The following is a 26920-nucleotide window of genomic DNA, read 5'->3' on the forward strand; positions in this document are numbered from 1 at the left end:
AGCGGTTGCCTAGTTCCACAGGGCAGTACGGCGAATGTAGCGTTCATCTTGCACCCGGCGTGTAAAACCTATCCTATCAAAGAATTCGAGAATACGAATGGCCAATTTGCGTCCGGTACCGATGCAGTTGCGAAATTCTGCGACGCGAATAGTGCCGTGCTCGTCCATCAGCTTACGCGCGATATTGGCCAGTTCATGTGTCGCTGAGGCGAGGTAGAAGTGGTCCTTGCGTACCTGGTAGAGCCTGCCGAGGCGAGCGCAGGCTGTTAGCACCTGGCGAACACGCTGTTCATCAAGCCCACCGCTTGCTGCCAGGTCGCGAACCCGGGGTGGCTGGAAGGGGGCTTCCGCGAGAAGAGGTTCGAGCCGTTGCCAGAGCGCCTCGTCGTGTTCATTAAGTGCTGCGCGATGGCCAGGCAGAGAAATGAAGGGCCCATTGCTAGCAAGCTGGCCCGCCTCGATCAGTTGTTTCAGCAGGCCGCGGAAGAGGGGAGCCGGTAATCGAGGAGCGGCCTGGCGATTTAGTCGCTCGCGCTCGGTCCCCAGCATGGCGGGTTCGTTCTGGTGATTACTGGCGACTACTTGGATAATCCGCTCTCTAAGCGATTCGATGGCTTCCCGGGAGAAAGCACTAACTTCGCCTTCGGCAGTGAGGACTTGACCTGCGGATGCCTCGACCAGCGGCGCTAGACCCTGAACGCTGATATTAAGATTACGCGCCATGCCAGTAAGATCCAGACCTTCGGGATGGAGATCAAGCGCAGCACTCAGCGGTTCATGAAGATCATAAGGGGGCTTGGTGTTTGCGCATTCCGCCAGTGCCGCCAACCAGGCCAGGCGAGCGGGAGCGCGCTGACCACGGCGGGGTGGTTCGCCGTCCAGTGCGATTCCGCCGCCGAGAGTAATATGCCCACCATGATCACGGATGACGAAACGATCCCCAAGGCAGGCGTGTACCGGGCTATCACAGACCAGTTGCCCCAGCATGCTTTTGCCTGGTTCGAGTCGTTGCCCTTCGAGAAGCGAGACCCGCCCCATGAGATGGGCGGCCCCCAGGTGTATATGGACTGGCGTCCAGTGCTTGAGCGGTGGGGTAGAGTCGAGCAACCTTAGCTGGACGTCGAGGCGTTTGATGGGCGGCGTTTCCAGTGCATCGGCGACCACCCAGTCGCCGCGACGGATGCGATCCCGTTCCACCCCAGTGCCTGAAAGATTGAGCGCTACCCGGTCACCCTGGTGTGCCTGATCGCTCTCGCGGTGCTGGCGCCGCAGTTGGCGTACTCTGGCCTTATGGCCGTCGGGCACCAGGCGCACCATGTCACCCTTGGCAATACAGCCGCTGAGGGCGGTGCCGGTCACTACCAGGCCGGCTCCCGGCAGCGCAAAGACGCGGTCCACGCTAAGGCGGAAATGCCCATAAGCAGAGAGCGCATGCTGTTCGGCCGCCTGGGACCATAGCGTGTCACGCAGTTCCGCTACGCCTTCACCGCTATGGCTCGAGACGTCATACAGCGGCGCCTTGGCGAGTTGGGTTCCTGCCAGCAACTGTGTGATTTCTTGTCTGACTTCCTGACGCCGTGTTTTGTCGACTCGGTCGATCTTGGTCAGTGCCACCACGCCGCGGTCGACGCCGAGCAGGTCGAGAATTTGGACATGCTCGATTGTCTGGGGCATTACACCATCGTCGGCGGCTACCACCAGCAGGGCTGTGTCGATGCCAGCACTGCCCGCGAGCATGTTATGCAGGAACCGATGATGCCCGGGCACGTCGACAAAGCCGAGCTCGACGCCTGACGCGACTTCGGGATAAGCGAAACCAGCTTCGATGGTCAACCCACGTGCTTTTTCCTCTTTGAGGCGGTCGGTATCGATACCGGTCAGCCGCTGGATCAGGGCGGTCTTGCCGTGGTCGACATGGCCGGCAGTGCCGACGATCATGGCTGGCCGTCCTGGGACATGTCATGGTGGCTCTCGTAGCGCTGCTTCAATATCGAGAATTGTGCAGCGAAGGCGTCCACGTCTTCAGGACGGTATAGACAGCGCAGGTCGAGATAGAGAGCACCTTCGTTAAGGCGGCCGATGACCGGACGGGGGAGCTGACGAAACGCTGTCTCGATGCGTTTGAGGCATCGTTCCCTGGCGCGGCGGTCACCGTTTAGCGGGCGCCAGACCAGCGCGTAGCTTGGCAGCCGGTCAATGGGTAGCGAGCCGCTGCCAAGCTGACTCACGCAGGGGGCTAGGGTAACATCGATGTCATCGAGCAAAGCTTGGGCGGCGGAGAGTAAACGCTCGCCGGTCGCCGCAATCTCGACGTCAGTACGCGTCAACATTGCCAGTGTGGGGATGTCCCGCTGCGGCGCGTCACTGTCACGATAAAGACGCAGAGTGGCTTCTAGAGCGGCCAGGGTCAGCTTGTCCAGGCGCAGGGCACGTTTTAATGGATGGCGCTTGATCGTATCGATAAGGTCACGGCGGCCAACAATGATGCCTGCCTGCGGGCCGCCCAGTAGCTTGTCGCCGCTAAAGGTGACGACATCGGCTCCGGCGGCGATTGCCTCGCGAGGTTGCTCTTCATGAGGCAGGCCAAGCGCGGAGAAGTCGGCTAGTGCGCCGCTGCCCAGGTCAACCATGAAGGGGACTCCCTGCGCGTGTGCAATACTCGCCAGTTCGCGCTCGGGAACGCTCTTGGTAAAACCGGTGATGGCGTAGTTGGAGGTGTGTGCCTTGACGATCAACCCGGTGCTCTCGCCCATAGCGGCCTGAAAATCCTTGGCATGGGTGCGGTTGGTAGCACCTACCTCATGCAGCCGACAGCCCGCCGCGGCCATGATGTCGGGCATGCGAAAGGCACCGCCTATCTCAATCAACTCGCCGCGTGATATGACCGCCTCGCGGCCATTGGCCAGAGCGCTCAGGGTCAGAAGTACAGCGCCAGCGTTATTGTTGACCACGGTGGCTGCTTCGGCGCCAGTCAGCTCGCAAAGCAAGGGTTCCACTAGGCGGTCGCGGTCGCCACGGCCGCCGCTCTCCAGATCATACTCAAGCGCCATGGGATGGCGGGCGGCTTGAACCATGGCCACAATGGCGGGCTCGGCAAGTGGCGAGCGGCCGAGGTTGGTATGAATCACCGTACCGGTCAAATTGAACACGCTGCGGCTATTAGGCCGTACCAGCTGCTCCAGGCGTTCAAGCACTCGGGCAGTGAGTGTATTGATAGAGAGGGCGGCAAGTTGATGCTCGGTAAGCTCCGAACTCCCCGCAAGGCGAGAGCGCTCGCTCTCAAGGGTCAGGCGGATGGCCTGCCTGACCAGGCGCCCACCATGGCGCTGCTGGGCTTGCTGCAGAGTGGGGTGGGTCAGCAGAGTGTCTACGGCGGGCAGGCTGCGTCGAACGTCCATTGTTGTTTTCAATCCATGCCGGGATTCAAATCCCAAGGTATAGCATGGCTGAGCGCGGGTCGTCCATGGTCGCTCGGGGATGCCCTTATTCGCCAACGATCAGCAGCGGGTTGAAGCCGCTACGAAAATACTGCTTTTCCTCAGCAAGCAGAAGATCCAGCGCCAGGCTCGCAAGGTCATCAGCGAGGGGTTCAGCATGTGCATCGAGCTCATGTGGCATGATTTTGAGATAGGAGTGACAGTCGCCACAGGTCTCGGCCTGAGTAGGAAGCAGGCGCTCGCCGCTCTCGTCCTCAAGGCTCAGGTAGTCAAGCTTACCGCTCTGATCGCAGACACTGCACTTGGAGCGCTCCAGATACCACTGTGTCGCGCATAGCCCACACTGCAGGTAACGCACCCCGCTGCGTTTAGAATCGATCTGGATGATGCTTGCCACCGGCAGTGAGCCGCAACAGGGGCAGATCGAACGGGCCTCGGCGGAGGGGCGCTTTGGCGGTTGGGGCAAGGTGCGTGCCAAGCGCAGCCAGGCCACTTGCAACGCTGCCGCTACCAAGGGCATCAGCCCACGGCTTGCTTCAGGGCCGGGACGCGCTTCCAGCACTTCCTGGGCAAGGCGGTCGATTTCCTCCCTGGGCAGCTTACGCAGGGTGTCGAGCAACGGCCGCTGCGCCTCACCGACATGCAAATCGAGGCCATCGAGAAGTGCTGCGAGTTCACTATGAAAATCGATGTCGCGGCAAATCGCTTGGGCACCCAGCGGCGGCATGCCGTGCTCAAAGGCCAGCGCAAAGGCGCCCGGCTCGGGCAGCCACGCTGGGGTATTGTGCTCGAGTGCCCGCTGCTGTGCTTGGGAGAGCTGTGCCATAAAGGCCAGAAAATCACGCAGCGGTTCGATACGCTCGGAGAGGCCACGCAAGCGCTGTGCGCGCTGGGCAAAGTGCTCCTGCTCGGGCAGCACCACGGAGGGGGGATCAATAACGCCCATCGGGGCATTGCCATATGCGTGATTCACTTGGGCTCCTCTCTTGTCATGGTCGTGTGCGGCTGCTTGGTCATCTCGCGCTCCTTGCGCTCTTTGTCCATTTCCTCCTCGTACCATAAATCATGATGATGTTTCGCCCAAGGCTTGCTGACCCGGCCACGAATCATGGCGGTGAACGACCCCTTCACCCAGATACCCGAGTAAATGTGGATGATCAAGGTAATGATCGCGAGAAAAGCCACATAAGCATGCCCAACGGCGGCCAACCGACGTAGTGTGATGGGGACGGCATCGGCAAAGTAGGGTTGCCAGATGAGCAGACCGGTTACCAGCAACAATGGCACGCAGAGCACCATGATCCAGTAAACGAGCTTCTGCCCGGCATTGTTCTTACCTACCGGCGGCAGACGCTCGTCATGATTACTCAGCACGTCCTTGATCTGCTTGAGCCACTGAATGTCATGGCGCTTGATCAGGCTCACCTTGAAGAAGCGGATCACCATGATCACGAAAAATAGCGTCATACACAGCCCAATATACGGGTGCAGGATGCGCGTCATGATCGGGCCGCCGAACAGACCGGTTAACGACCAGAAGAAGGGGTGAAAAAAGGGCAGCCCACTGAGCACCAGCATCACGAAGCTGATCGCGACGAGCCAGTGATTGATGCGTGAAAACGTATCATATCGCAGGATGCCTGGGTCGGATTTGGCATGCGGTTTCGGCTCATTCATGGCTGTTTCTCCTCAGGCTCCTCGTCCTCCACTCCTTCTTCCACCTCTTCCGGTGTTTCCTTGGGGCCTGCGGTGAGGTAGTGGAAGAACCCGGCAAATGCGGCAAGCCCGATAGCTGCTGAGGCCAGCGGCTTGGGTATACCTTTCCAACCCTCGACCAGAGGACTGATGCGCGGGTCCTTGGGCAAGCCGCTGTAGATCTCCGGTTTGTCGGCATGTTGCAGCACGTAGATCACATGGGTGCCACCCACCCCTTGAGGGTCATAGATACCGGCATTTTCAAAGCCGCGCCCTTTGAGAAAATCGGTGCGCGTCTCAGCGAGATCGAGCATATCCTCCTTGGTGCCGAACATGATCGAACCGGTAGGGCACGATTTTACACAGGCTGGTTCCAGGCCATGAGAGACACGATCAGAACACAGTGTGCATTTATAGGCCTTGGAATCCTTTTTCGAAATCCGTGGAACATCAAAAGGGCAGCCAGTGACACAGTAGCCGCAACCGATGCAGTGCTCGGAGTTGAAGTCAACGATGCCGTTGGCGTATTGGACGATAGCGCCAGGTGCCGGGCACGCCTCAAGGCAGCCCGGTTCGGCGCAGTGCATGCAGTTGTCCTTTCGGATCAGCCACTCCAGGTTGCCTTGCTCGTTCTCGTGCTCGTTGAAACGCATTACCTGCCAGGAGTCGGGCGTAAGGTCAGTCGGGTTGTCGTATTCACCCACGCATTCACCCACCTCGTCACGCAAGTCGTTCCACTCAGAGCATGCCACCTGGCATGCCTTGCAACCGATGCAGCGGGATACATCAATCAGCTTGGTGACAGTTTCAACGCTGCCGCTTCGCCTTTGAGGCGAAGGTACTGAGGTCGCTGAGCGGGCGATGATATTCTGCGAGTTGATTTGTTCCCCACGCATGCTCTCCTCCTTGCGTTATAGCTTTTCGACCCGTACCAGGAACGACTTGAACTCCGGCGTCTGGGTATTGGCGTCACCTACAGAGGGCGTCAGCGTATTGGTCAGGTGAGCCTGCTTGGTTTCGCCCAGATAACCCCAGTGAATCGGGATGCCTATCTGGTGCACCGTGCGTCCCGCTACCTGCAATGGACGAATGCGCTTGGTCACCACCGCCACCGCTTCGATATGGCCGCGCTTGGAGCTGACGCGGACTCGGTCACCTTTACCAATGCCCAATTCGTTGGCCAGAGTTTCGCCAATCTCCACGAATTTTTCCGGCTGGGCGATGGCGTTCAAGCGGTTGTGCATCGTCCAGTAGTGGAAGTGTTCAGTGAGGCGATAGGTAGTCGCCGCATGCGGAAACTCCTCGAAGGTGCCGAAATTGGCCCGATCCTGCTCGAACACCCGCGCGCCTGGATTGTTCTTGGCCAGTGGGTTATTGGGGTGCATCGGGTTGTTGGCGATGGGTGTTTCAAACGGTTCGTAGTGTTCCGGGAAAGGCCCTTCGACCATACGGTCACGGGCAAAGAACTGCCCTCTGCCCGTCTGGTTCATGATGAAAGGCCCCTGAGCTTCTGTCGGCGCGGACTCCACCGGGAAGTCGGGAACGTCATTACCCACCCAGCGATTGCCGTTCCACCAGACGACCGCCTTGCGCTCAGCCCACGGCGTGCCGTCGGGGCGTGCGCTTGCCCGGTTGTAAAGGATTCGCCGGTTGGCCGGCCACGACCAGGCCCAGCCCAGTGTCTGGCCGACGCCGTAGGGGTCGGAGTTGTCGCGGCGGGTCATTTGGTTGCCTTCATCGGTCCAGCAGCCAGCAAATATCCAGCAACCGCTCGCCGTGCTGCCATCGGCACGCAGCATGCCGAAATCCTCGATCTGCTCGCCCGCCCGACAGACAATATTGCGCTGCTCATCAACCACGTCTTCGAGTGCCCAACCGTTGTACTCCCGGGCTATTTCGTTAGCGCTTGGTTCTGCCGGGTAGCGATAGGGCCAGCTTAGATTGAGCAGCGCATCTGAAAAGACGCCGCCTTCGTCACGATACATCTGCTGCATCCGCAAGAAGATGCCCGCCAGAATGGCGGTATCGGGAATCGCTTCGCCCGGGGGCGGTGCCGCTGCCCAGAACCATTGCAGCCAGCGTGAGCTGTTGACGATGGAACCGTCTTCCTCGGCAAATGCGGTGGTCGGCAAGCGGAACACTTCAGTATCGATCTCGGCGGTGTTCACATCGTTGAATTCGCCATGGTTCTTCCAGAACTCGGCGGTTTCGGTTCTCAGCGGATCGATGACCACCAAGTACTTCAAGCGGGAAAGCGCCGCACTAGTCTTGGCTTTATGTGGAAAGGCGGCTAGCGGATTGAACCCTTGGCAAATATAGCCGTTGATTTCACCATGGCTCATTCGCTCGAAAGTATGCAGCACGTCATACAGGGTCTCGCTGAGCTTGGGCAGCCAGTCATAGCACCAGTTGTTTGTTTCGGTGGCCGCATCGCCGAACCAGGCCTTCATCAGGCTGACATGAAAACGCTCGTAATAGCGCCAGTAGGACACTTCACCAGGCAGGAGGTCCGGGCGGGAGCGATCAAGGATATAGGCGTTGTAATCCTGCTCATCGGCCTCGGGCAGCGACATGTATCCAGGTAGTAAGTCCGAGAGCAGCCCGAGGTCGGTCAGCCCCTGGATGTTGGAGTGCCCACGCAGAGCGTTGACGCCACCCCCGCGCATGCCCATGTTGCCAAGCAACAACTGAAGCATCGCCGCAGTGCGAATGATCTGCGAACCGATCGAGTGCTGCGTCCACCCCAGTGCGTAGAGGATCGTCATGGTCTTGTCGTCTACGACGGTCGCGGCGACCATGTCCCAGACGTGCAGAAGCTTGTCACGGGGTGTACCGCACACTGAAGAGACCACATCAGGGGTATAGCGACTGAAATGCGCACGCATCAATTGGAATACGCAGCGGGGGTGTTGGAGCGTATCGTCACGCAGGGCATAGCCTTCGTCGTCGTACTCGTACCGCCAGGTCTCTTTGTCGTAGTCGCCATTCTCGGCGTCGTAGCCGGTGAACAGGCCATCCTCGAAGCCGAAATCCTCGCGCACGATGAGGCTCGCGTCGGTGTAGGCGCGTACATACTCATGATGGATCTGATCGGTTTCGATCAAGTAGCTGATCAGACCGCCCAGAAAAGCGATATCGGTGCCGGTACGAATTTCCGCGTAGTAGTCCGCCACCGCTGCCGTGCGGTTGAAGCGGGGATCGACCACCACTAAACGGGCATCGTTGTGCTCCTTGGCTTCCATCACCCAGCGAAAACCAACGGGATGCGCCTCGGCGGCATTGCCACCCATGACGAGAACAAGATCAGCGTTGCGGATGTCGACCCAGTGGTTGGTCATGGCACCGCGACCGAATGTTGGGGCAAGACCTGCCACCGTCGGTCCGTGTCAGACGCGCGCCTGGTTGTCGAGTACCACCATGCCCAGGCTGCGGACTATCTTCTGTGTCAGGTACGCCGTCTCGTTGGTCGAGGCGGACGCCGCCAGCATCCCGGTCGTGGTCCAGTGGTTGACGGTATTGCCTGCATCGTCCTGGGTGACAAAGTTGGCGTCGCGATCATCCTTCATGTGCCGGGCGATACGTGTCAGCGCGTCGTCCCAACTGATGCGTTTCCACTCATCAGTGCCGGGTTCGCGTACCTGAGGATACTTGAGGCGCGATTCACTCTGGATGTAGTCGAGCAGCCCCGCACCCTTGGGACACAGCGAGCCGCGACTGACCGGATGATCCGGGTCGCCCTCGACATGGTAGATGCTATCAATGCTGTTGATCGCCCCATCGCCGCGGCTATAGAGCAGCACGCCGCAGCCCACCGAGCAGTAGGTGCAGTTGCTGCGGGTTATCTTGGCGCCGGTAAGCTTGAACTGGCGAACTGAGGCGAGCGCGGGCTCAGGTGCAAAGCCCATCATGGCCATACTGGAGGTGGCCATGCCGACTGCCCCGAGTTTAAAAAACTGTCTTCGCGTAACCTTCAGAGTCATCCCGGCCTCCTATCGATTTGTTCTGAATGTCGTCACTTCCTGAGATGGCATATCCGTTAAGCATAGTGCGTCTGTTCTTGTTTGTCGGTGCGTCGCGGTGTCGTTTGTCCAATGAGAAGGTTGCCACTAGGGCTTGCTATTAACGGCTTATTCGGGCGAATCGGACGTGCTGCCCTGAGATTCACCGTCTTCCCGGCGCCCACTGTCGTCGGCACCCAGCGGTTCATCCGGCAAAAGTGCTTCCTCGCGCTCAGGTGTCTCGGTTTCGTAGGTGGACCCAGCATCGGGCTGAGAGTCCGACGTCTGGAACATGGCATCGCCCCGGGATTGACCACCACCGGTGGTCTCATCCTCCTGATCCATATTCGCCCCGGTAATGCCGCTGGTGGTACCCGCCGTGCCGGTATCTATATTCGGCTTCTCGGGCATGGCGTTGGGAAGTACGCCGCTTTCATTCTGAGGCGCTGCTGGTTCGGAGGCCTGAAGCGTGATGGTGGCGCCAGTGCTTAGCAAGGCAACAAGGAGGGGGAGCGTGCGTCGTATCATGCTGGAACTCCTCGAATGAGCTAAGTCGAATGGGTCAAGGCCTCTGCCGCTGAGCGATCCACACTGGCTACTATTTAAGGGCAGCGATGCCGTATCTACCTTCTGTATAGACAGTCGCGCCGCTTGGCGCAAGAATATGGGTTAAGAGGTGTTCATCCCGTCATCGTTATTCTACTTCTTACTCCCACTGGTACTTTTTCTCTTTGTATAGCTCTTTTTTGGCTTGCTCGTACGCTTGGCTGGGCTGCGGACTCCATGGACCGGGTGGGTGCCAGATTTTGTGCACGGGATTAGCGGGTGTTTTCTCTATGACGGGGCCAAGAAATTCCAACACCGCTACGACAACCTCCGAAAACGCCTCCGGCACATGGTCTTGGCCAAGGCGCTTATGGAACGCCTGCCATTGTGGCTGCTTGCTGTCCACGAAAGCGGTAGAAAAAGGGTTAGTTTCAGGGAGTGCCGTATGTCGGTTAGCAAAGGTTCTTGTTATAGCGCCATCCAGGTTCGAAAGCGTGAAAGAGTGCTGCCGCGAAAGTATCCAAATATCGTAAAAGTCTTTCATGCGGCTGTTCAATTCACCCAGATGGACCATCGCCTGAAACTTCTCAGCAATGGATGATTCCGGTGTATAACAAAGAATTCTGTCGGTAGGGAAGCCTAGTAGGCCGGGAAATGTCTGCCAGGAAGGCAGCGGAAAAATAATGTCGCCAAAACCAATATCCAATTGCATGGGGATTTTGGCATTATCGAGAAATCCGGTAAACGTCACCCTAATCCCTTGATAGTCGGCGTCTTCGGTAATGGTTTCGGCTTTTAGCGTATTTAAGTCAAACGATAATCCATCATCCATTACGCCCGTAGCCAACACATCGCTCACTTGGGCCAGAATGGCATCTGGGCGATTGCTTGTTTGACCCAGCATATCGATATCACGCGTCGGCCGAATGTCCGGCCCCTGCATAACCCAAAGCAGTAGGGCACCCTTTAGCGTAAAACTGCGGTTATGAGTCGATTGGCTAAGCCGGTAAAGAAACCGCTCCATAGCGAAGTACTGTAGTAACTCTTGGAAGGGGCGTTTTTCTTCTCGGGATTTATTCAGCAACTTCTGGCGCACAGACGCGGCGATGTTTTTGGCCACCGTAGTCTCCTGTCATCTTGTTGGTTCGTTGACTGAGTGATTCCGCTCAAAGCTTGGCCTCTACATAGGGCGCCATCACCTTCGCAACTCGGCAGATGCTGGCGTATTCCATCAGTTTCCCAGGCCGGAATGTTTTACGGTTGCGGTAGAGCTCAAGCGCCTCCAGCACCACATCCATGCCGATACGGTTACGGAACTTGAAGCAGTCCGCCAGGGTTTTCTCCGGGTTGTAGACCTGTAGCGTGATGTCATCTACTTCTACCTGCTCGATGCCTGTGCTGAAGGCCTGCCCTGAGAACCGATAACCGGCCACCGGCGGATAATCCAGAACCGGCAGACGGGCATCCCGTTTCACCGCTAGATGCACTTGGTGAGGAATCTGGGTGGTAATGCCGTGCCAGTCTAGCGCCGAAATCAAGCAGAGCACGGCATGGGGAAAACGGGTGGCGGTGGCCACCAAATCTGGATTATCAATCGGGGGAAGGTCCGCCAGTCGATAGAGGCCACGGCTGACCGGCTCAATCAGCCCTTCATCACGAAGGCGATAGAACTGGTACCGGCTGATACCCAGTGTCAGGGCCTCACTCAGGCGAAGCTTACCGCCTTGCTGGCGGAACAGGGTTTGAAGTTGAGTCCGAAAAGATCGGGTGGAGCAGGATTCAGACAAAGTGTCACCACTTGTTTATATGTGGTGATACTTTGTCTGATCGCGCTTGAAGATTCAAGCGGCAGCTTCGTCGGGGGTGTTGGACTGGTCGAGCGCAAGCAGTTTCTTACAATGCGTAGCATCCATGGCGTACGTGAACTTTCTGTTCAGGCGATAATGAAATCGGGGCCTAGCTCTAATAAAAAAAGGCATGACAGGCTTTAGTGTAACAAGGTGTCTTATAGGTGTTGGGGGCCGTGTTTCATTAACTTGCTGGCGTCGCCAAAGTTGAACCCCCAGTCAGCGTTGCTTGGCAGGTTTGCGTTTCATATAGCTGGCGCGTTTGGTTTTAGTGCTTTTCCTTGGCTTTGCCGGGCTACCCGCTGCACCTTGGGCTGTTTGCAAACTCTGCCTGAGTTTGTTCGCGTCACTTTGTTCGAGCAGGGCGCGAAGGTCTTCCAGCAGCGCATGCTGAAAAGCGCCTGCATCATCCTGCTGTTCTGAAATGGCGCGCAAGCGCTGCTCCCAAAGGGCGGTGCGTTCCGGCGTGCTGACGGCGCTGGGTAGGGCGGTGATTAACGCGTTCCCCAGTTTGGTGGCACGTAGGGCTTTTTGTTGGCGCACCAGGTAGCCGCGTTGCACCAGGGTTTCGATGATACCGGCGCGGGTGGCTTCGGTACCCAGGCCATCGGTGTCCCGTAAGGTCTTGCGAACGTTCGGGTCATCCACGTAGCGGCCGATGTTCATCATCGCCTTGATTAGGCTGGCATCGGTAAACGGCTCGGGTGGGCGGGTTTCCTTTTCCTCTACGCCTGCACCCAGCGCTTTGCAGTGCTCATTTTGGGTAAGCGATGGCAGCGGCGGCGCTTCTTCTTTCGTGGTGAAAAGCGGTTTCCAGCCAGGGTCGAGAATGCTTTGGCCGCGGGCACGGAACGCCTCGTTTAACAGAGTGAACTCGGCTTTCACTTCAAAGGTGCGCAAAGGGCGATAGAACTGGGCCATGACGTTGCGCACCACCAACCGAAACACGTGGCCTTCAGTGGCCGAGAGCTGGCTGAAATCAGCAGGCTTTCCGGTGGGTGCCAAGGCGTGGTGGGCACCCACCTGCTTGTCGTTCCACGCCTTTGAGCGCAGCGAGAAATCGGCACCATTCAGCCATTGCCTGAGCGTGTCATCATTTTGGCAGGCGCCGGTTAAGCTGCGCTGGGCAAGGGCCAAGTGCTCTTCGGGAAGATAGCGACAGTCGGAACGCGGGTAGGTGATCAGCTTGTGCTGCTCGTAAAGGCGCTGGCAAATATCCAGCACCATTTGTGCGGAAAGCCCAAAGCGTCGGGCGGCATCTACCTGAAGTGCGGAAAGCGAGTAGGGCAGCGGCGGCGCCTGACGTTTTTCCTGCTGGTCGAGCTTGGTGAGCTGGCCGGTTGCACCCGGCAATTGGGCGGCCAGCGCATCGGCCGGCGTGCGATCAATCAAGCGGCCTTGATCATCCAGCGGCTGGTGTTCCTTGGGCGCCCACCAGGCGCGTAGCTGGCCTTTTTCAACCTGTAAGTCCACCCAGAGCGGATAGAACGGGTGCGGCCTGAAATCTCGAATGGCGTTATCGCGGCGCACAATCAGCCCGAGTACCGGTGTTTGCACGCGGCCCACGGAAAGTACACCATCGTGGCCCGCCTGGCGGCCGGTGAGCGTCCAGGCACGGGTCAAGTTGATGCCATACAGCCAGTCAGCGCGTGAACGCGCTTGCGCTGCCTGAAAAAGCGGCTGGAATTCTTGATTGGAGCGCAGTTTGGCGAGGGCGCGACTGACCGCTGGGCGGTTCAAATCGCTGATCAACAGGCGTTGAACCGGGCCACGGTACTTCAGGTGCTCAATCACTTCCTGCACCAGTAGCTGGCCTTCGCGGTCCGGATCGCCAGCATGAACAACATCAGTGGCCTGCTTGATTAACTTGCGAATCACCGCTAGCTGCCCACGCGCTTTATAACGCGGTGCCAACTTCCAGGTGCCGGGCACGATGGGCAAGCGGTCCAGCCGCCACTGTTTATCGGCGGGGTCGTAGGCCTCAGGTGGGGACTGCTCAAGCAGGTGGCCCAAACACCAGGTCACGGTGGTATCACCGCACACAATAGCGCCTTCCTGGCGTTTGGGGCTTCCCGGCAGCGCTTCAGCAATGGCCCGGGCAAGGCTGGGTTTTTCGGCAATAATCAAGCGCATGCGAAGCGTGGCCTTAACGTCTGTTCGAAATGCGCCTATGGTAACAGTAGCGGTGACTTATAGGGCAGGGCAGTGGGGATTGATATGCGAGAACGCGGTAGAACACGCAGGTTGATGGGCTTGGGTGCACGCACGGGCGGTGCGCTTCTCAAAACGCGCTTGGGCGGCCAGGCGGATTGGCGTGCGTTAGGTGAGGCGCTGTTCGAAGGGCTTTCCGAGCTTAAAGGCCCGGCAATGAAGCTTGCTCAAATGATGTCGCAGTGGGATGACCTGTTGCCGCCCGATTTAGCCGATGAGCTGGCGCGCTTGCAGCGCCAGGCAGAGCCAATGCCTTGGCCGCGTATCCATGAAGCCTTGGTGCTTCAGTACGGCGATATCCATGAGTATTTTACCGAGATTGAGGAGCGGCCTTTTGCCAGCGCTTCCATGGGTCAGGTGCACAAGGCGGTCACCCTTGAGGGCGAAACGGTGGTGCTGAAAGTGCAGTACCCCGGTTTGGCGGACGTGCTGGAAAGTGATTTAAAACAGGTGCGCCGCATTATCGGGTTGGGGCGTTGGTTCAAGGTGCCTCAGGCGCGCCTGGATGCGCTGTTTGAAGAGCTGGCGGCGGGGCTTCGCGATGAGCTGGATTATCAGGCGGAAGCAAATGCCTTGGCGCGGTACCGAGAGCGTTATCAGAGCGATTCGCGAATCATCATCCCCAAGCCGCTGTTTGAGCTTTCGGGCCAGCATGTTCTGGCCATGTCTTACGTGCCCGGTACGCCGCTGCGTGAACTGGAAGGCGCCGATGATACAGTGCGCCAGGGGGTGGCCACTACGCTTGCCGACTGGATTACCCAGGAGCTGTTCACCCACGGCGAGCTGCATGCTGACCCCCATGCAGGCAATTTCGCGGCAGATGAGCACGGTCGGCTGATTATTTACGATTTTGGTGCTGTGATTGCGGTGCCCGAAGCGCGAATTGAGGCGATGATGCAATTGCTCAGCGCCACGCTTGATCACGACCCCATGGCCATGGATGACGCACTCGTCAATTTGGGTGGCCGTCAAGGTCAAGGCGCACCGCTGGCGCTCTACCGCGAGGCTGCTGAAAGTATTTCTCCACTGTTTGAACCGGGGGAGCAGGATTTCAGCGATGTGCGCGTGCACCGCCGCCTGCGTGAGCTGTCGCCCAAAGTGTGGGCGGCGATGGACCGCTTGCAGCCTCCCGCGGATACGCTGCTTCTCTCGCGAGCATTGAATGGCCACTACTGGAATCTGGTGCGTTTAAAAGCGCGGCTGGATATGCACGCACGGACTGCGCCGCTGCTTGAGCGCCCAGGCCACCTATAAGCAGTTCACCGCTGCGGCCATGCCCACCTTCATGGTAAGCTATTGCGCTTTTAAACACAGTGGAGACGGCAATGCTAGCGGTATGGGTCGATCAGCTGCTGGGATTTGCCTCCGGGGCACTCTCGGCAATCAGGCAGCAAGAACACTATCCCGACTTTATGACCTGGGTGCGCGATGAAGGCGCCAAGTCATTTAACGGTGATGTCGCCACCGCCCAGGCGCTGGCCCCTATCTTATGGTCACAAACGCCGTTGGCCAGGCTGGATTTTGCCAGTGAACCGCTGGCGACGCCCGGGCGTAACGAGGCTTGCTGGTGCGACTCTGGGCGCAAGTATAAGCAGTGCTGTTATCGCGTTGATTTCCCCACCGACATTCCAGAGCAGATGATGTGGATGTTGTCGCTGCGTGAATGGAAGGGTGCCACGCTTAAGTCTGCGTTGGAGAGCCGCCAAGCGCCGCCCCAGGCGCTGCTGGAAGCGGGGCTTATTGCCGCCGAAAGCGGCCAAACGGGCCGGGCGATGCAGATTCTGGAGTCACTGTTTGATGGCAGTGACTGGTCGAGGCTGCCAGAGCAAGCCGAGCCCGCCTTTGAAATCCTGCTGGATATCTATCAGGAGCGTGGCTTTACCCGCAAACGGGCAGACCTTCTGGATGAAGTGATGGAGCGTGGGCCGCTGTTTTTACGCGGTGTTGCCCTTGAACGGCTCTGCTTAATGCATTTGGATAATGATGATTTGGACAGCGCCCGAGCAGCCTTTGTCAAAGCTCAGCAGGCCCTGCCTGATTCGCCCACGCTTGCGTATATTGAGGCGATGTTGCTGCTTCATGAAGGCCATGAAGAAGAAGCCAAAGCGCGGGCTAATTTCTGGTATCGGCGCTTGGTGCGCCAGGGGGATCTTGACGAAGAGCAGCTGGATTTTCTGGCGGCACTTGCTGATAACCCCGGGGCGACGCTTGCGGATCAGCTGTTAAGCGCGGAAGAGGATCTGGCCACGCCGCTGGTATCCCTGCAAACACTGCTTGCTGTCCTTCCGACAGCGCCCAAACTTGATATTAGCAGCGACCCGGAAAGCGGCCATTTGCAGTATGTGACCACCGCCCGTGAAGCGACCCTGTTCGCCGCTTGGCATGAGCAGTTCCAGGTAATGGTCGATGAAGAGGTGGCCCTGGGCTTTCGCGATGACCCGTGGGGCAATGCAGAGGAGTGGATGTCAGCGCTCTGCGCGCACCCTGAGTGGCTGGATGCGCCTCAGGTCGTTCAGGATGTCACTCTCGCGCTTACCAGCCGTTTTGGAAGCCTTCCGTGGATGGCGCCAAGCCTGCTGGAGCCGCTGGCGGTGCGTCTTTCACGCTGGCTGGAACAAGCCCGAGCCGCAGGTAACGGCAGCCTGTGCTGGGATGATGCTGATAATGCCATGCTGCTGCGCACAGGGTTGGCGCTAGTGGTCGGCATGGAGCGTGGCGCACGCCAGCATTCGCGGGAGCTGGCTGAAGAGTTGTTAGCCATCGACCAGGAGGATAGCCTGGGCCTTAAAGAGTTGGTGCTTGACCAGCTACTGCGCGATGACCGTAACCAGGAAGCGTTGGCACTCACTGAGGAGTCGGAAGACGATGATGGCTCACTGGTGCTGGGGTTACTAATGGGGCGCACGTTGGCGCTTTACCGCTTAAACGAGCATGAGGCAGCCGAACGGGCGCTTGGCGACGTCACCGCGCATAATCGTCATGCGCTTGAGATGATCTGTGCGGAAAAACCGCGCCCAGCGACCCCCTATGCCGATGGCCAGGTGGAGCCAGGTTCACGTGCTGAGGCGTGGCAGTACCGTACGCTGATGCGTGATCAGTGGCGTGCCACGCCAGGTGCGCTTGAGTGGTTGGATAGCCACCGCTAACCCTCTTCTTATGTACGAAAGCTTACTCTTCCCACAGCCGCTCAACGCGGCTGTGGGGTGGGCACCAGCTGCTTGTCGCGGCTAATCCAGATAGCCAGCAGAATGGCGGGTAACCCCAGCAACGTAGCAACGATAAAGAACGTGACATACCCTTGGGCGCTAACCACTAGCCCGCCAAAGCCGCTTAAAAACTTCCCCGGTAGCGTCATCAATGATGAAAACAACGCGTACTGCGTTGCCGTATATGCACGCGACGTGAGCGTGGAGAGAAACGCAATAAACACGGCGCTTGCCAATCCATTGGCCAGGTTATCGCCGATGATGGTGACCACCAGCATGGGGACCTGATTGCCGATCAATGCAAGTACCGAGAACAGCAAATTGGTGAAGGTGGCGGCAACGGCCCCCAGTATCAGCACCGGCCCAATACCGTAACGTGCGACCAGTAACCCGCCCAGAAGACCGCCGCCAATACTCATGGCAATACCGAAGATATTGGTCACATTGGCAATCGTTGCCAGTGAAAAGCCAAGGTCGATATAGAGCGGGTTAGCCATCGACGCCATGGCAAGATCGCTTATTCTAAACACTGCAATGAACACTAGAATGCCCAGCGCTTTTACCCCATAACGACGAAAGAAATCGGTAAAGGGGCATACGATGGCGCCGATAAACCAAGCGCCCATGCGGCGTAGCACTTTAGGTTGGCCACGGCTAGCGCGAATAAACGCACGTACTTTGGGTTCATGAATTAACTGCACCGAGAGCGACGCCCGCTTGGGCTCGGGGCGAATCAGCACGGTGAGTACACCCACGCCGACGAGCGCCGCCATGGTTAAATAGGCCACGTCCCAGGAAATGGCTGACGCTACATAGAGCGCCCCGGCGCCTGCGGCCAGCAGGCCACCCCGGTAGCCGATAATGTAGGTAGATGCCATGGCGGCCTGGACGTCGTCATCGGCGGACTCAATGCGGTAGGCATCAATCGCAATATCCTGGGTAGCTGAGCCAAACGCTACCAGCAGCGCAAACGCGGCTACCACGCCAAGATTACCTTGGGGATTAACGCCTGCAAGACCCACGAGCCCCGCTGCAATCATTGCTTGGGCCAGCAGCATCCAGCCTCGTCGCTGCCCGAATATGCGCGTGAGGACCGGCAGGGCGAGCCTGTCTACCACGGGCGCCCAGAAAAACTTGATCGAGTAGAGCATTCCTATCCACGCGAAAAAGCCGATGGCGGCGACGTCAATCCCGTCGCTACGTAGCCAGGCCGACAGCGTAGAAAAAACCAGTAAGAACGGTAAACCCGCGGAAAACCCCAGAAACAGCATGGTAATAACAGGTGCCCGAAAGTAAATCGCCAGCGCGGCTAGCCAGCTACGCCGGGGTAAAGGGGTGGGCATATCGTTCAACTCCAGAAAAGACGTTGGCCTGAGCCAAGTGATAAACTGCATCAATGTTTATGACAATGTTGATAGCTTACCGGAGAGGAGTTTTCCATGTCGATCACGGCACATCAGGTCGTTACGTTGCACTATGTGCTTAGCGATGTTTTAAGCGATAACAGTGAGCAGGTATTGGATGATTCACGCGCCCGCAATAAGCCCCTTGAGTATTTGCATGGTCACGACAATATCGTGCCTGGGCTTGAGCGCGCACTAGCTGGCCTAAAGGCCGGTGATGAAGTAACGGTGACGCTTTTACCTGAAGAGGCCTATGGCCTTCGCAATGAAGGCCTGGTACAAGAAGTCGGCCGTGGCTCGTTTGGTAACGCTGACTTAACGCCGGGCAGTCGCTTTCAAACCGAAGGTGAGGCCGGGCCGCAAATTGTAACGGTAGTGAGCGTGGCAGGAGACCGAGTTACCGTAGATACCAATCATCCGTTGGCAGGGCGTACGCTGAGCTACCAGGTAAACATTCTGGAGCAGCGTGAAGCAACGCGGGCGGAACTGGCAAAAGGGCATCCGCTTCCACCGGGAACCGAGCATGCCAAGGTAGAGGATCGTAAAGTGCTTTAAGTTGAGCTGCGTTAAGCGCGTCTCAGCGTGGGTGTTTAAAGGCTGTATTAAAATGACTTAAAAAGGTTCGTGGCACCTTCTTAAAATTTGACCCAAGTCAGAGACTGATAGACTGCGGCTCGATAAGATGATGACCAGTTAGCGCACAGAAGCCGCTTTAGGCTGGGGAGTCCCAAGCGGTGTGTCAGTGACCAAAATGCGAGTATTGTCACTCATTTTCTTGGTTAGTAGGCGCGTGGCGACGCCCGTTATTGATGCAGCATGCCACGCAAGCAAACGCCTGCTAAGCCTTGCGTCAGGGGAGGGGGTTTACTTTAAGAAGTAAGCTTCCTTTTTACCGGCCCACTGGGCCGGTTTTTTTTGTCTGCGATATAGCGATGAGTACGTACAAGCGTTGTTAAGCCTGTGCGCTTGTTAAGTCGCGAGGATCACCGCCGTGTTGAAACACGGCGGCGGGACGAGATGCTGCTTTACTGAGCCGTGGGGTGTGCGCTGGCTTTTTCGAGCAGGAAATCGACAATGTCATCTGCTGGAATCATGGTCGCTTCACTGTCACGGCGGCCCTTGTATTCAAGCTCGCCGTTATCCAGGCTACGGTCGCCAATTACCAAACGATGAGGAACGCCCATGAGTTCCAAATCAGCAAACTTAACGCCTGGGCGTGTATCGCGGTCATCAAGCAGTACATCCAGGCCTGCAGCTGTTAACGCTTGGTAAAGACGCTCTGATTCTTCGCGAACGCGCTGGGATTTATGCGCATTCATGGGCACCAGCGCGACCTGGAAAGGTGCAATCGCGTTAGGCCAAATAATACCGGACTCGTCGTGGTTTTGTTCAATCGCTGCCGCCACTACACGAGTAATGCCAATGCCGTAACAGCCCATCCACGGATGGCTGGTTTTGCCGTTGTCGCCCAGCACGCTCGCATTCATGGCTTCAGAGTATTTTTGACCCAGCTGGAACACGTGGCCGACTTCAATACCGCGCTTGATCGACAGCGTGCCTTCACCATCCGGTGACGGGTCGCCTTCAACCACTTTACGTAAATCGGCGACCTGGGGCAGGGCAACGTCGCGCTCCCAGTTAATGCCAAAGTAGTGCTTGCCATCAATGTTCGCGCCCGCGCCAAAGTCACTCATCAAGGCAACGCTGCGGTCAATGATGACCGGCATTTTAAGGCCGATAGGACCTAGTGAGCCAGGCCCCGCGCCTACAGCAGCACGAATTTCCTCTTCGTTTGCCATGGTGAGCGGCGTCGCTACCTGGGGAAGGTTTTCTGCCTTGACTTCATTAAGCTCGTGGTCGCCGCGCACCAACAGCGTAATCAATCCGCCTTCAGCAGCATGAACCATCAATGTTTTTACGGTTTTTTCGATAGGCAGCTTAAACTGCTCAACCAGTGCTGCGATGGTTTTGGCGTTGGGCGTCTCTACAACGCGCATTTCTTCACTGGGCGCTGCGCGCTGTACATCGCTACCTAACGGTGCCGGTAAGGCTTCGGCTTTTTCCATGTTGGCGGCGTAGTCAGACGCATTCGAGAACACGATATCGTCTTCGCCGGAGCTTGCCAGTACATGGAATTCGTGAGAACCGGTGCCGCCGATAGAGCCGTTATCCGCAATCACCGGGCGGAAGTCCAGCCCCAAACGGGTAAAAATTCGCGTGTAGGCGTCGTACATGGTCTGGTACGTCTCTTGCAGCGACGCTTCATCCAAATGGAAAGAGTAGGCATCTTTCATGATGAACTCGCGCGAGCGCATCACTCCAAAGCGTGGGCGGATCTCATCACGGAATTTGGTTTGGATCTGGTAGAAGTTAATCGGCAGCTGCTTATAGCTTGCTATCTCTTTGCGCACCAGGTCCGTAATGACTTCCTCATGGGTCGGGCCTACGCAGTAGTCACGATCATGGCGGTCTTTTACGCGTAGTAATTCAGGGCCGTACTGCTCCCAGCGACCAGACTCCTGCCATAGTTCTGCCGGCTGAACGGCGGGCATCAGTACTTCTTGGCCACCGGCACGGTTCATTTCTTCGCGAACAATCGCTTCTACTTTACGCAGTGTACGCAGACCCAGTGGGAGCCAGGTGTACAGGCCAGAGGTCAGGCGGCGAATCATCCCGGCACGCAACATCAACTGATGGCTAATGACTTCGGCGTCGGCCGGGGTTTCTTTTAACGTAGCGATTAATAATTGGCTGGCGCGCATGGGAGATAGCATTCCTTGATAGTATAAAAGCCGCTGGTTTAGCGTTGAATGAGGCTATTGTACGGCTTAGCGGTTAGCGCGGCAAAATACTGCCATCAGCATGCCCGTCATCCAAGGGGCTGTTTATGTTAATATGAACGCGTTTTCACATGTGCTCGCGGGCAGTTTTTCTGTAAAGCTATCTTTTAAAGCTACCTTTTTGCCTGCGCGCTGTTTTAAATTTTTGAGAGAACCTTGATGAAGCAAACTGTACGTCGTTGGTTATCGGGAGCCGTTGTGGGCGCCTCCATTATTGCATTGACTGGTTGCGGCACCCTGTTTCATCCAGAGCGGAAAGGCCAATTAAGCGGCCAAATTGACCCGGTAGTGGCCATTGCCAACGGTGTGGGGCTTCTGTTTTTCATTGTCCCCGGTGTTATTGCCTACGCGGTCGACTTTTCAAATGGCACGATCTACCTGCCCAGTAATAACAGCGCTTCTGTCGATGTTCTACACCTTGATCGTGACTTAAACCTGGCGTCACTTGAAAAGTTGTTGTCCGACAAGGCGGGCCAGCCGGTTAGCCTGGAAAGCGAGCTGGTAATGATTGAAGAAATGAGCAACCTTGAAGAAGCGCTGGCAATGGTGCGGATGTCGGGTGTGATGGATGAAGAGCGCCTGGCGACGATGTAACGTTTAAAGCCCTACATCAACAAACCTTCATTGAAAAAAACGAGATCCCAAGGCTGTACTGTAAGCCTGCCTGGGGATCTCGTTTTTTATTGGTTGTTGGTTATTAATGATTAGTTATTGGTTGGGCGCCGTCAGCTTTAAGGTGATTAAACCCGCGATTAACCCCCAAAATGGCCCAGCAATACCCAGTAGCGTAATGCCTGAACCGGTCAACAAGAAAGTGACGATGGCGGCATCACGATGTCGGCTATCGGCAAAGGCACTGGCTAGCCCGCCTGCCAGTGTGCCAAGCAGCGCGGTACCCGCCAGGGCAATCACCAGTGCGCTGGGTAGGGCGTTAAACACGCCGGTCACCGTCGCGCCAAAAATCCCCATAATGGTATAAAAAATGCCAGCGGCCATGCCAGCCGTGTAGCGGCGCCGTGGATCAGCGTGGGCATCAGGGCCTATGCAGACAGCGGCACTGATCGCCGCCATATTGAGCGCAAAGCCACCAAATGGCGCGAGCAGCAGGCTTGCGCCGCCTGTCCAACTGATAAGCGGTGAGCTGTCAGGTTGATAGCCTGCTGCGCGTAAAACCGCCACGCCCGGTAGATTTTGGGTCGCCATGGTAATGATAAAAAGTGGAATACCCACGCCAATCAGGGTCGTTAAGGAGAATGCAGGCGCAGTAAAAACGGGCATGGCCGGAGTCAATGGAATATCGTTTAAATTGATTTGCCCCTGCGCAAATGCAAGCCCCAGCCCGGTGACGAGTACGCCGGGTACCGCAAGGGTGGGCCATAAGCGACGGCCTGCTATCCAGGCGGCCAGCATAACGAGTGGGATTAGCCACTGTGTCTCGATAACGTTAAACAGCCCCAGCCCAAAGCGCAGCAGAATGCCGGCCAACATGGCGGCCGCTATCGCGCCTGGTATATAGCGCATTAAGCGATCAAACAGCCCTGTTACGCCGCATAGCGTAATAAGCAGCGCTGAGAATAGAAAAGCGCCAATGGCTTCATCAAGTGGAATACCCGGCAAGCTAGTGGCCAGAAAGGCGGCGCCTGGCGTCGACCAGGCGGTTAGCATTGGCATACGGTAACGCAGCGAAAGCCCGAAGGAGGTAACACCCATGCCAATTCCCAGCGCCCAGAGCCAGGAACTGATTTGCGCTGCGGATGCGCCGCTAGCCTCTGCGGCTTGAAAAATAATCGCTGCTGAACTGGTATAGCCAATGACGACGGCAACAAACCCAGCCGTCACCGTTGATAGGCTAACATCCCGCCAGGCCGAGTAGTGTGGCCGTGGCGAGGTGGTATGCCCTTGGCTGGATGGCGCCTCCATGGTGTCTCCTCACTAACGTTGGTAATATAGTGTGCGCTATAACGCACGGTTGAATAGGCTACCACTGTGCGTCATAACGCACAATGCTGCTGGAGTGGTCATATGGCGGTTGGGATGGCCTTATGAAGTGTTAAGAAGCGTATAAAGGAGAAGGGTATGGCGAGTGAAGCGCATTCTATCGCTAAGCATATAGCCAGCACGGTTAAGCAGTTACGCACTCAACATGGCTGGAGCCTGGACCGTACGGCGGGTGAAACGGGCGTAAGCAAGGCCATGCTAGGGCAAATTGAGCGCGGTGAGTCGAGCCCGACCGTATCAACGTTGTGGAAAATCGCCAGTGGCTTTCGAGTGTCATTTTCTACCCTATTCGACAGCCAAAAACCGGTTCAGGGCGAGCTGCGCCGGGATAGCAGAGAGTCGGTATGGGGAGATGACAGTGCAGGCATGCAGGCACGGCTGATTTTCCCTTATGATCCATTGTTGGGCTTTGAAATGTTCATGATTGAGCTGGCGCCCGGCGCGATCAGCGAGTCAGCGCCGCATGCCGAGGGCGTGGTAGAACATATTGTGGTGGTTGAAGGGGAGATGGAGCTGCGCATTGATGACCGTTGGCAAACGCTAAAGGTAGGCGAGGGGCTGCGCTTTTTTGCTGACCGCCCCCACGCAATGCGCAATGCCACGGCCACGCGCTTACGCTTTCATGATGTGATTCACTATTTGCCGGGGGCGGCCTCTTCTGCTTGAGTGCGCAGCCAGCTGATTTCTTCAGGCCAGATGTCAGGCTCTACGGTTTCTAAAATCATGGGGATTCCATCAATGCGGGCATCCTGCATGATGGTGGTAAAGGCAGGCAGGCCAATATTGCCTTTTCCTAAACTGTGGTGGCGATCAACCCGGCTGGCAAACGCACTTTTGGCATCGTTTAAATGCATGCCGCGCAGATACTCAAAGCCTACGATGCTGCCAAGCTCATTTAAGGTTGCCTGTGTCGCTTCGGCGGTTCGTAAGTCATACCCCGCCGCAAACGCATGGCAGGTATCGATACATACGCCAACGCGTGACTTGTCATCGACATGGCGAATGATTTCCGCCAAGTGCTCGAAGTGCCAGCCAAGGTTAGTGCCTTGCCCTGCGGTATTCTCGATAACGGCCGTTACGCCCTGGGTATGCACCAGCGCTTCGTTAACCGATTCCGCAATACGTTTTAAGCAATCCGCCTCGCTAATTTTGTTTAGATGGCTGCCAGGGTGAAAGTTAAGTAGCGTCAGGCCTAGTTGTTCGCAGCGCTGCATTTCATCCAAAAAAGCCGCACGGGATTTCTCAAGCCCCTCGGCTTCCGGGTGCCCCAGGTTAATCAGGTAGCTATCGTGGGGAAGAACTTGCTCTGGGCCAAAGCCATGCTGGCGACAAGCGGCTTTAAAAGCCTCAATTGCCTTATCGGTTAACGGCTTGCCGTTCCACTGGCGCTGGTTTTTAGTGAATAGCGCAAAGGCATTAGCGCCTATTTCCACCGCACGTTGCACGGCCTGGTCGGCTCCGCCCGCTGCGCTAACGTGTGCACCTATGTATTTCATGAACCCCCCTTGTATTCCATGACATCCCCCTGATGACTCTATTTTGAACGCTGGTTATCCAAAAAACGTTTAAAAATAGCAGGTTCGTCGGTAATCACGCTAGCAATGCCCCATTCCCAACGGTTATTAAAAGCGCTTGGATCATTCGCGGTGTAACACAACAGTTGATAGCCCGCTTGGTGCATGGCATCGGCCTGGTCGCGCTTTAAGCGTGGCCAGTGGGGGTGAATGCTGAACGCATCAACCGCCTCGCAGAGGGCGCGCCACTCCCTGGGCGTGTTACCAAACAAGACTCCCAGCGCTAGCTCTTCTTTTGGCGCCAACGTGCGGCAATGTTTAAGTGCATCTACATCAAACGAAGACACAATCATGCGTTCTGGCGATAGGGCATCGCGCATTTCTGGTAGTACGCGATTGACCAATTCGATTGGGTCGCGGCCTTTATTGACTTTTATTTCCATATTGACGCCCATCTCCAGCTCATTGAGCAGCGCCAGCATGGCCTCCAGACTGGCCATTTTTTCACCCGCAAAGGCATCGCCAAACCAACTGCCGACATCCAGAACGTTGGCCTGTGGCCAAGTGAGCGTGTTGAGGTTCCCCCGCCCATCAGAGCAACGGTCCACTTCTGCGTCATGCCAAATCACGGGGGTGCCGTCGCCCAGTAATTGAACATCCAGCTCAACCCAGCGGGCACCTGCTTCATACGCGGCTCGTACGGCGGCTAGCGTGTTTTCAGGGGCGGCGGCGGAATAGCCGCGGTGAGCAATTAGGGTAGGGAGGGTAATAGCAGGGTGGGTCATCGCACATCCATAAGGCGTCACAGATTGAGTAAAATCAGTCTAGCATGCGCAAGTGACATCAGCGTGTCAGGTCAATCGCAGTGAATGCCGCTCGCTTAGAACTAACGGCTTGATTTCTGACGCCTAAAGCGTTTGGATAGCCGTTAGCTCGTTTACAAAATGTCTGTCTGTCAAAATAAAGTACAAGGAGTTTATATGTCTCAGCGTATCGAGTTTGCCCGTACCGGCGGTTCCGAGGTGCTTGAAGTAGCGACGGTTACCCCGGCAGCGCCCAAGTCAGGTGAAGTTCGGATCGCCAATAAAGCCGTTGGCCTCAACTTTATTGATATTTATTTTCGTACCGGCCTTTACCCAGCACCGTCGCTGCCTGCGGGCTTGGGTACTGAAGGCGCGGGTATTGTTGATGCGGTTGGCGAAGGGGTGACTCATCTCAGTGTTGGGGACCGCGTTGCCTATGCGCAAGGCCCGTTAGGCGCTTATGCGACGCACCATACGCTGCCGGCTGAAAAAGTCGTCAAACTGCCTGACTTCATCGATTTTGAAACCGCCGCGGCGAGCATGCTTAAAGGCTTAACCGTGCAGTATCTGTTACGCCAAACGCATGAACTCAAGGGTGGCGAGACCATCTTGTTCCATGCCGCGGCGGGTGGTGTAGGCTCGATTGCCTGCCAGTGGGCCAAGGCGTTAGGTGTGAAGTTGATTGGTACGGTTAGCTCTAAAGAGAAAGCCGACTTGGCGCTGGCAAATGGCGCATGGGCGACCATTAATTACACCGAAGAAGACGTTGTTGAACGCGTCCGCGAGCTTACTAACGGCGAAATGTGCGATGTGGTTTATGATTCGGTGGGCAAGGACACGTGGGAGATGTCGTTAAACTGCCTGAAGCCTCGCGCGTTAATGGTCAGCTTCGGTAATGCCTCCGGCCCGGTTGATGGCGTTAATATTGGAATTTTGAATCAGAAAGGGTCGCTGTTTGTTACCCGCCCCAGCCTGAACGGTTATGCCGACACGCGCGAGCGCCTGGAAATGATGTGCAAAGATTTCTTTAGCATGATCGAGAGTGGCAAAATCAAAATTGATGTTGCCAACCGCTATCCGCTGGCCGATGCGGGTAAAGCCCAGGATGCACTCCAGAACCGTAAAACAACCGGTTCAACCGTACTGCTGCCCTGATCGGTAGCGAGCAACAAAAGCCGCAAACGCGGCTTTTGTTGATTTTAGCTTTCAGACTAGCTCCTCTTTACTGCTTATTTGTACCTTTTTCAGATTACCGTTCTGGGAAGCGCAGCCAATGTGTCGTCCCTATGCGGCTTTATCAGCAGTTCCAGCCGGTCGGCTATTCTCTAACGTTTGCACACGCTATACGTCTGTATAGATACCGTCTAATGTGTGAAGGTTCTTCTCATTCTTTACATGGGTTGTGGTTTACAAAGGCAAGCC

The 26920-nt window shown here is 56.9% G+C and carries 21 protein-coding genes; 6 read left to right on the forward strand and 15 right to left on the reverse strand.

Translation table 11 applies throughout. The annotated features are described in order from the left end of the window. Positions 1–9 precede the first annotated feature (9 nt). The 10 genes from selB to ACT3TY_RS01350 form a co-directional block, all read right to left on the reverse strand. Positions 10–1938, reverse strand: coding sequence for a selenocysteine-specific translation elongation factor (gene selB / locus ACT3TY_RS01305; protein ID WP_441680033.1), 1929 nt, complete (start codon positions 1936–1938; stop codon positions 10–12). Beyond that, positions 1935–3398, reverse strand: a complete 1464-nt coding sequence (gene selA, locus ACT3TY_RS01310) for an L-seryl-tRNA(Sec) selenium transferase (protein ID WP_444627149.1) — start codon at positions 3396–3398, stop codon at positions 1935–1937. The genes selB and selA overlap by 4 nt, the downstream gene beginning before the upstream one ends. 85 nt (positions 3399–3483) lie before the next feature. Continuing rightward, complete coding sequence (gene fdhE, locus ACT3TY_RS01315) at positions 3484–4410, reverse strand: formate dehydrogenase accessory protein FdhE (RefSeq protein WP_441679348.1); 927 nt, start codon at positions 4408–4410, stop codon at positions 3484–3486. Next, the gene (locus ACT3TY_RS01320; protein ID WP_441679347.1) at positions 4407–5114 is read right to left on the reverse strand and encodes a formate dehydrogenase subunit gamma; all 708 of its coding nucleotides are present in this window, start codon (positions 5112–5114) and stop codon (positions 4407–4409) included. Before ACT3TY_RS01320 ends, fdhE begins: the two co-directional genes overlap by 4 nt. Continuing rightward, complete coding sequence (fdxH, locus tag ACT3TY_RS01325) at positions 5111–6028, reverse strand: formate dehydrogenase subunit beta (RefSeq protein ID WP_172116476.1); 918 nt, start codon at positions 6026–6028, stop codon at positions 5111–5113. The genes ACT3TY_RS01320 and fdxH overlap by 4 nt, the downstream gene beginning before the upstream one ends. Positions 6029–6043: 15 nt before the next feature. Then, positions 6044–9106, reverse strand: a complete 3063-nt coding sequence (gene fdnG, locus ACT3TY_RS01330) for a formate dehydrogenase-N subunit alpha (RefSeq protein ID WP_444627236.1) — start codon at positions 9104–9106, stop codon at positions 6044–6046. A gap of 153 nt (positions 9107–9259) precedes the next feature. After that, entirely contained in the window at positions 9260–9658 is a 399-nt protein-coding gene (locus tag ACT3TY_RS01335; RefSeq protein WP_172116477.1) for a hypothetical protein, read from the reverse strand. Between the two features lie 178 nt (positions 9659–9836). Further along, complete coding sequence (locus ACT3TY_RS01340) at positions 9837–10796, reverse strand: nucleotidyl transferase AbiEii/AbiGii toxin family protein (protein WP_441679346.1); 960 nt, start codon at positions 10794–10796, stop codon at positions 9837–9839. A 46-nt stretch (positions 10797–10842) separates the two neighbouring features. Continuing rightward, positions 10843–11463 carry a type IV toxin-antitoxin system AbiEi family antitoxin domain-containing protein gene (locus ACT3TY_RS01345; RefSeq protein WP_441679345.1) on the reverse strand — a complete coding sequence of 207 codons (621 nt, stop codon included), beginning with the start codon at positions 11461–11463 and terminating at the stop codon, positions 10843–10845. 279 nt (positions 11464–11742) lie between these two features. Then, positions 11743–13656, reverse strand: coding sequence for a DNA topoisomerase III (locus tag ACT3TY_RS01350; protein WP_444627150.1), 1914 nt, complete (start codon positions 13654–13656; stop codon positions 11743–11745). Positions 13657–13740: 84 nt separating this feature from the next. Between ACT3TY_RS01350 and ACT3TY_RS01355 the strand changes: the two genes are divergently transcribed. Both ACT3TY_RS01355 and ACT3TY_RS01360 read left to right on the forward strand, forming a co-directional pair. Further along, positions 13741–14988 carry an ABC1 kinase family protein gene (locus ACT3TY_RS01355; protein ID WP_444627151.1) on the forward strand — a complete coding sequence of 416 codons (1248 nt, stop codon included), beginning with the start codon at positions 13741–13743 and terminating at the stop codon, positions 14986–14988. Positions 14989–15059: 71 nt separating this feature from the next. Then, a complete protein-coding gene (locus ACT3TY_RS01360) occupies positions 15060–16880 on the forward strand; it encodes an SEC-C metal-binding domain-containing protein (RefSeq protein ID WP_444627152.1) in 1821 nt (606 codons plus the stop codon). Positions 16881–16921: 41 nt separating this feature from the next. Here ACT3TY_RS01360 and ACT3TY_RS01365 read toward each other — a convergent pair whose 3' ends face one another. Beyond that, positions 16922–18283 carry an AmpG family muropeptide MFS transporter gene (locus tag ACT3TY_RS01365; RefSeq protein ID WP_444627153.1) on the reverse strand — a complete coding sequence of 454 codons (1362 nt, stop codon included), beginning with the start codon at positions 18281–18283 and terminating at the stop codon, positions 16922–16924. 96 nt (positions 18284–18379) lie between these two features. Between ACT3TY_RS01365 and ACT3TY_RS01370 the strand changes: the two genes are divergently transcribed. Further along, entirely contained in the window at positions 18380–18898 is a 519-nt protein-coding gene (locus ACT3TY_RS01370; RefSeq protein WP_444622145.1) for an FKBP-type peptidyl-prolyl cis-trans isomerase, read from the forward strand. Positions 18899–19368: 470 nt separating this feature from the next. Here ACT3TY_RS01370 and ACT3TY_RS01375 read toward each other — a convergent pair whose 3' ends face one another. Beyond that, entirely contained in the window at positions 19369–21105 is a 1737-nt protein-coding gene (locus ACT3TY_RS01375; RefSeq protein WP_172116484.1) for a proline--tRNA ligase, read from the reverse strand. Positions 21106–21342: 237 nt separating this feature from the next. Here ACT3TY_RS01375 and ACT3TY_RS01380 point away from each other — a divergent pair, with 237 nt between their 5' ends. Beyond that, positions 21343–21777 carry a hypothetical protein gene (locus ACT3TY_RS01380; RefSeq protein WP_087105633.1) on the forward strand — a complete coding sequence of 145 codons (435 nt, stop codon included), beginning with the start codon at positions 21343–21345 and terminating at the stop codon, positions 21775–21777. A 114-nt stretch (positions 21778–21891) separates the two neighbouring features. Here the strand turns inward: ACT3TY_RS01380 and ACT3TY_RS01385 are convergent, their stop codons facing one another. Beyond that, a complete protein-coding gene (locus ACT3TY_RS01385; protein WP_444627154.1) occupies positions 21892–23103 on the reverse strand; it encodes a benzoate/H(+) symporter BenE family transporter in 1212 nt (403 codons plus the stop codon). Between the two features lie 156 nt (positions 23104–23259). On the opposite strand from ACT3TY_RS01385, the gene ACT3TY_RS01390 reads away from it, so the two are divergent. Then, complete coding sequence (locus ACT3TY_RS01390) at positions 23260–23847, forward strand: helix-turn-helix domain-containing protein (protein ID WP_444627155.1); 588 nt, start codon at positions 23260–23262, stop codon at positions 23845–23847. On the opposite strand, the gene nfo is transcribed toward ACT3TY_RS01390, so the two are convergent. Both nfo and ACT3TY_RS01400 read right to left on the reverse strand, forming a co-directional pair. Beyond that, a complete protein-coding gene (gene nfo / locus ACT3TY_RS01395; protein WP_444627156.1) occupies positions 23817–24677 on the reverse strand; it encodes a deoxyribonuclease IV in 861 nt (286 codons plus the stop codon). The two genes, ACT3TY_RS01390 and nfo, sit on opposite strands and share 31 nt — an antisense overlap. Positions 24678–24715: 38 nt before the next feature. Then, a complete protein-coding gene (locus tag ACT3TY_RS01400; RefSeq protein ID WP_441679337.1) occupies positions 24716–25480 on the reverse strand; it encodes a glycerophosphodiester phosphodiesterase family protein in 765 nt (254 codons plus the stop codon). Positions 25481–25675: 195 nt separating this feature from the next. On the opposite strand from ACT3TY_RS01400, the gene ACT3TY_RS01405 reads away from it, so the two are divergent. Continuing rightward, on the forward strand, positions 25676–26653 hold the full coding sequence (locus ACT3TY_RS01405) for an NADPH:quinone reductase (protein ID WP_444627157.1): 978 nt from the start codon (positions 25676–25678) through the stop codon (positions 26651–26653). Positions 26654–26920: the final 267 nt, after the last annotated feature.

It is taken from the genome of Halomonas sp. AOP22-C1-8, from assembly GCF_052378905.1.
GTDB classification, from domain to species: Bacteria; Pseudomonadota; Gammaproteobacteria; order Pseudomonadales; family Halomonadaceae; genus Vreelandella; species Vreelandella citrativorans.

What these genes read in the sequence shown, in the direction of transcription:
- ACT3TY_RS01320 (WP_441679347.1), bottom strand. Translation starts at nt 5,114, where the DNA reads ATGAATGAGCCGAAACCGCATGCCAAATCCGACCCAGGCATCCTGCGA.
- ACT3TY_RS01335 (WP_172116477.1), bottom strand. Translation starts at nt 9,658, where the DNA reads ATGATACGACGCACGCTCCCCCTCCTTGTTGCCTTGCTAAGCACTGGC.
- fdxH (WP_172116476.1), bottom strand. Translation starts at nt 6,028, where the DNA reads ATGCGTGGGGAACAAATCAACTCGCAGAATATCATCGCCCGCTCAGCG.
- ACT3TY_RS01380 (WP_087105633.1), top strand. Translation starts at nt 21,343, where the DNA reads ATGAAGCAAACTGTACGTCGTTGGTTATCGGGAGCCGTTGTGGGCGCC.
- selB (WP_441680033.1), bottom strand. Translation starts at nt 1,938, where the DNA reads ATGATCGTCGGCACTGCCGGCCATGTCGACCACGGCAAGACCGCCCTG.
- selA (WP_444627149.1), bottom strand. Translation starts at nt 3,398, where the DNA reads ATGGACGTTCGACGCAGCCTGCCCGCCGTAGACACTCTGCTGACCCAC.
- ACT3TY_RS01385 (WP_444627154.1), bottom strand. Translation starts at nt 23,103, where the DNA reads ATGGAGGCGCCATCCAGCCAAGGGCATACCACCTCGCCACGGCCACAC.
- ACT3TY_RS01390 (WP_444627155.1), top strand. Translation starts at nt 23,260, where the DNA reads ATGGCGAGTGAAGCGCATTCTATCGCTAAGCATATAGCCAGCACGGTT.
- ACT3TY_RS01370 (WP_444622145.1), top strand. Translation starts at nt 18,380, where the DNA reads ATGTCGATCACGGCACATCAGGTCGTTACGTTGCACTATGTGCTTAGC.
- ACT3TY_RS01365 (WP_444627153.1), bottom strand. Translation starts at nt 18,283, where the DNA reads ATGCCCACCCCTTTACCCCGGCGTAGCTGGCTAGCCGCGCTGGCGATT.
- nfo (WP_444627156.1), bottom strand. Translation starts at nt 24,677, where the DNA reads ATGAAATACATAGGTGCACACGTTAGCGCAGCGGGCGGAGCCGACCAG.
- ACT3TY_RS01400 (WP_441679337.1), bottom strand. Translation starts at nt 25,480, where the DNA reads ATGACCCACCCTGCTATTACCCTCCCTACCCTAATTGCTCACCGCGGC.
- ACT3TY_RS01375 (WP_172116484.1), bottom strand. Translation starts at nt 21,105, where the DNA reads ATGCGCGCCAGCCAATTATTAATCGCTACGTTAAAAGAAACCCCGGCC.
- ACT3TY_RS01350 (WP_444627150.1), bottom strand. Translation starts at nt 13,656, where the DNA reads ATGCGCTTGATTATTGCCGAAAAACCCAGCCTTGCCCGGGCCATTGCT.
- ACT3TY_RS01355 (WP_444627151.1), top strand. Translation starts at nt 13,741, where the DNA reads ATGCGAGAACGCGGTAGAACACGCAGGTTGATGGGCTTGGGTGCACGC.
- ACT3TY_RS01405 (WP_444627157.1), top strand. Translation starts at nt 25,676, where the DNA reads ATGTCTCAGCGTATCGAGTTTGCCCGTACCGGCGGTTCCGAGGTGCTT.
- ACT3TY_RS01360 (WP_444627152.1), top strand. Translation starts at nt 15,060, where the DNA reads ATGCTAGCGGTATGGGTCGATCAGCTGCTGGGATTTGCCTCCGGGGCA.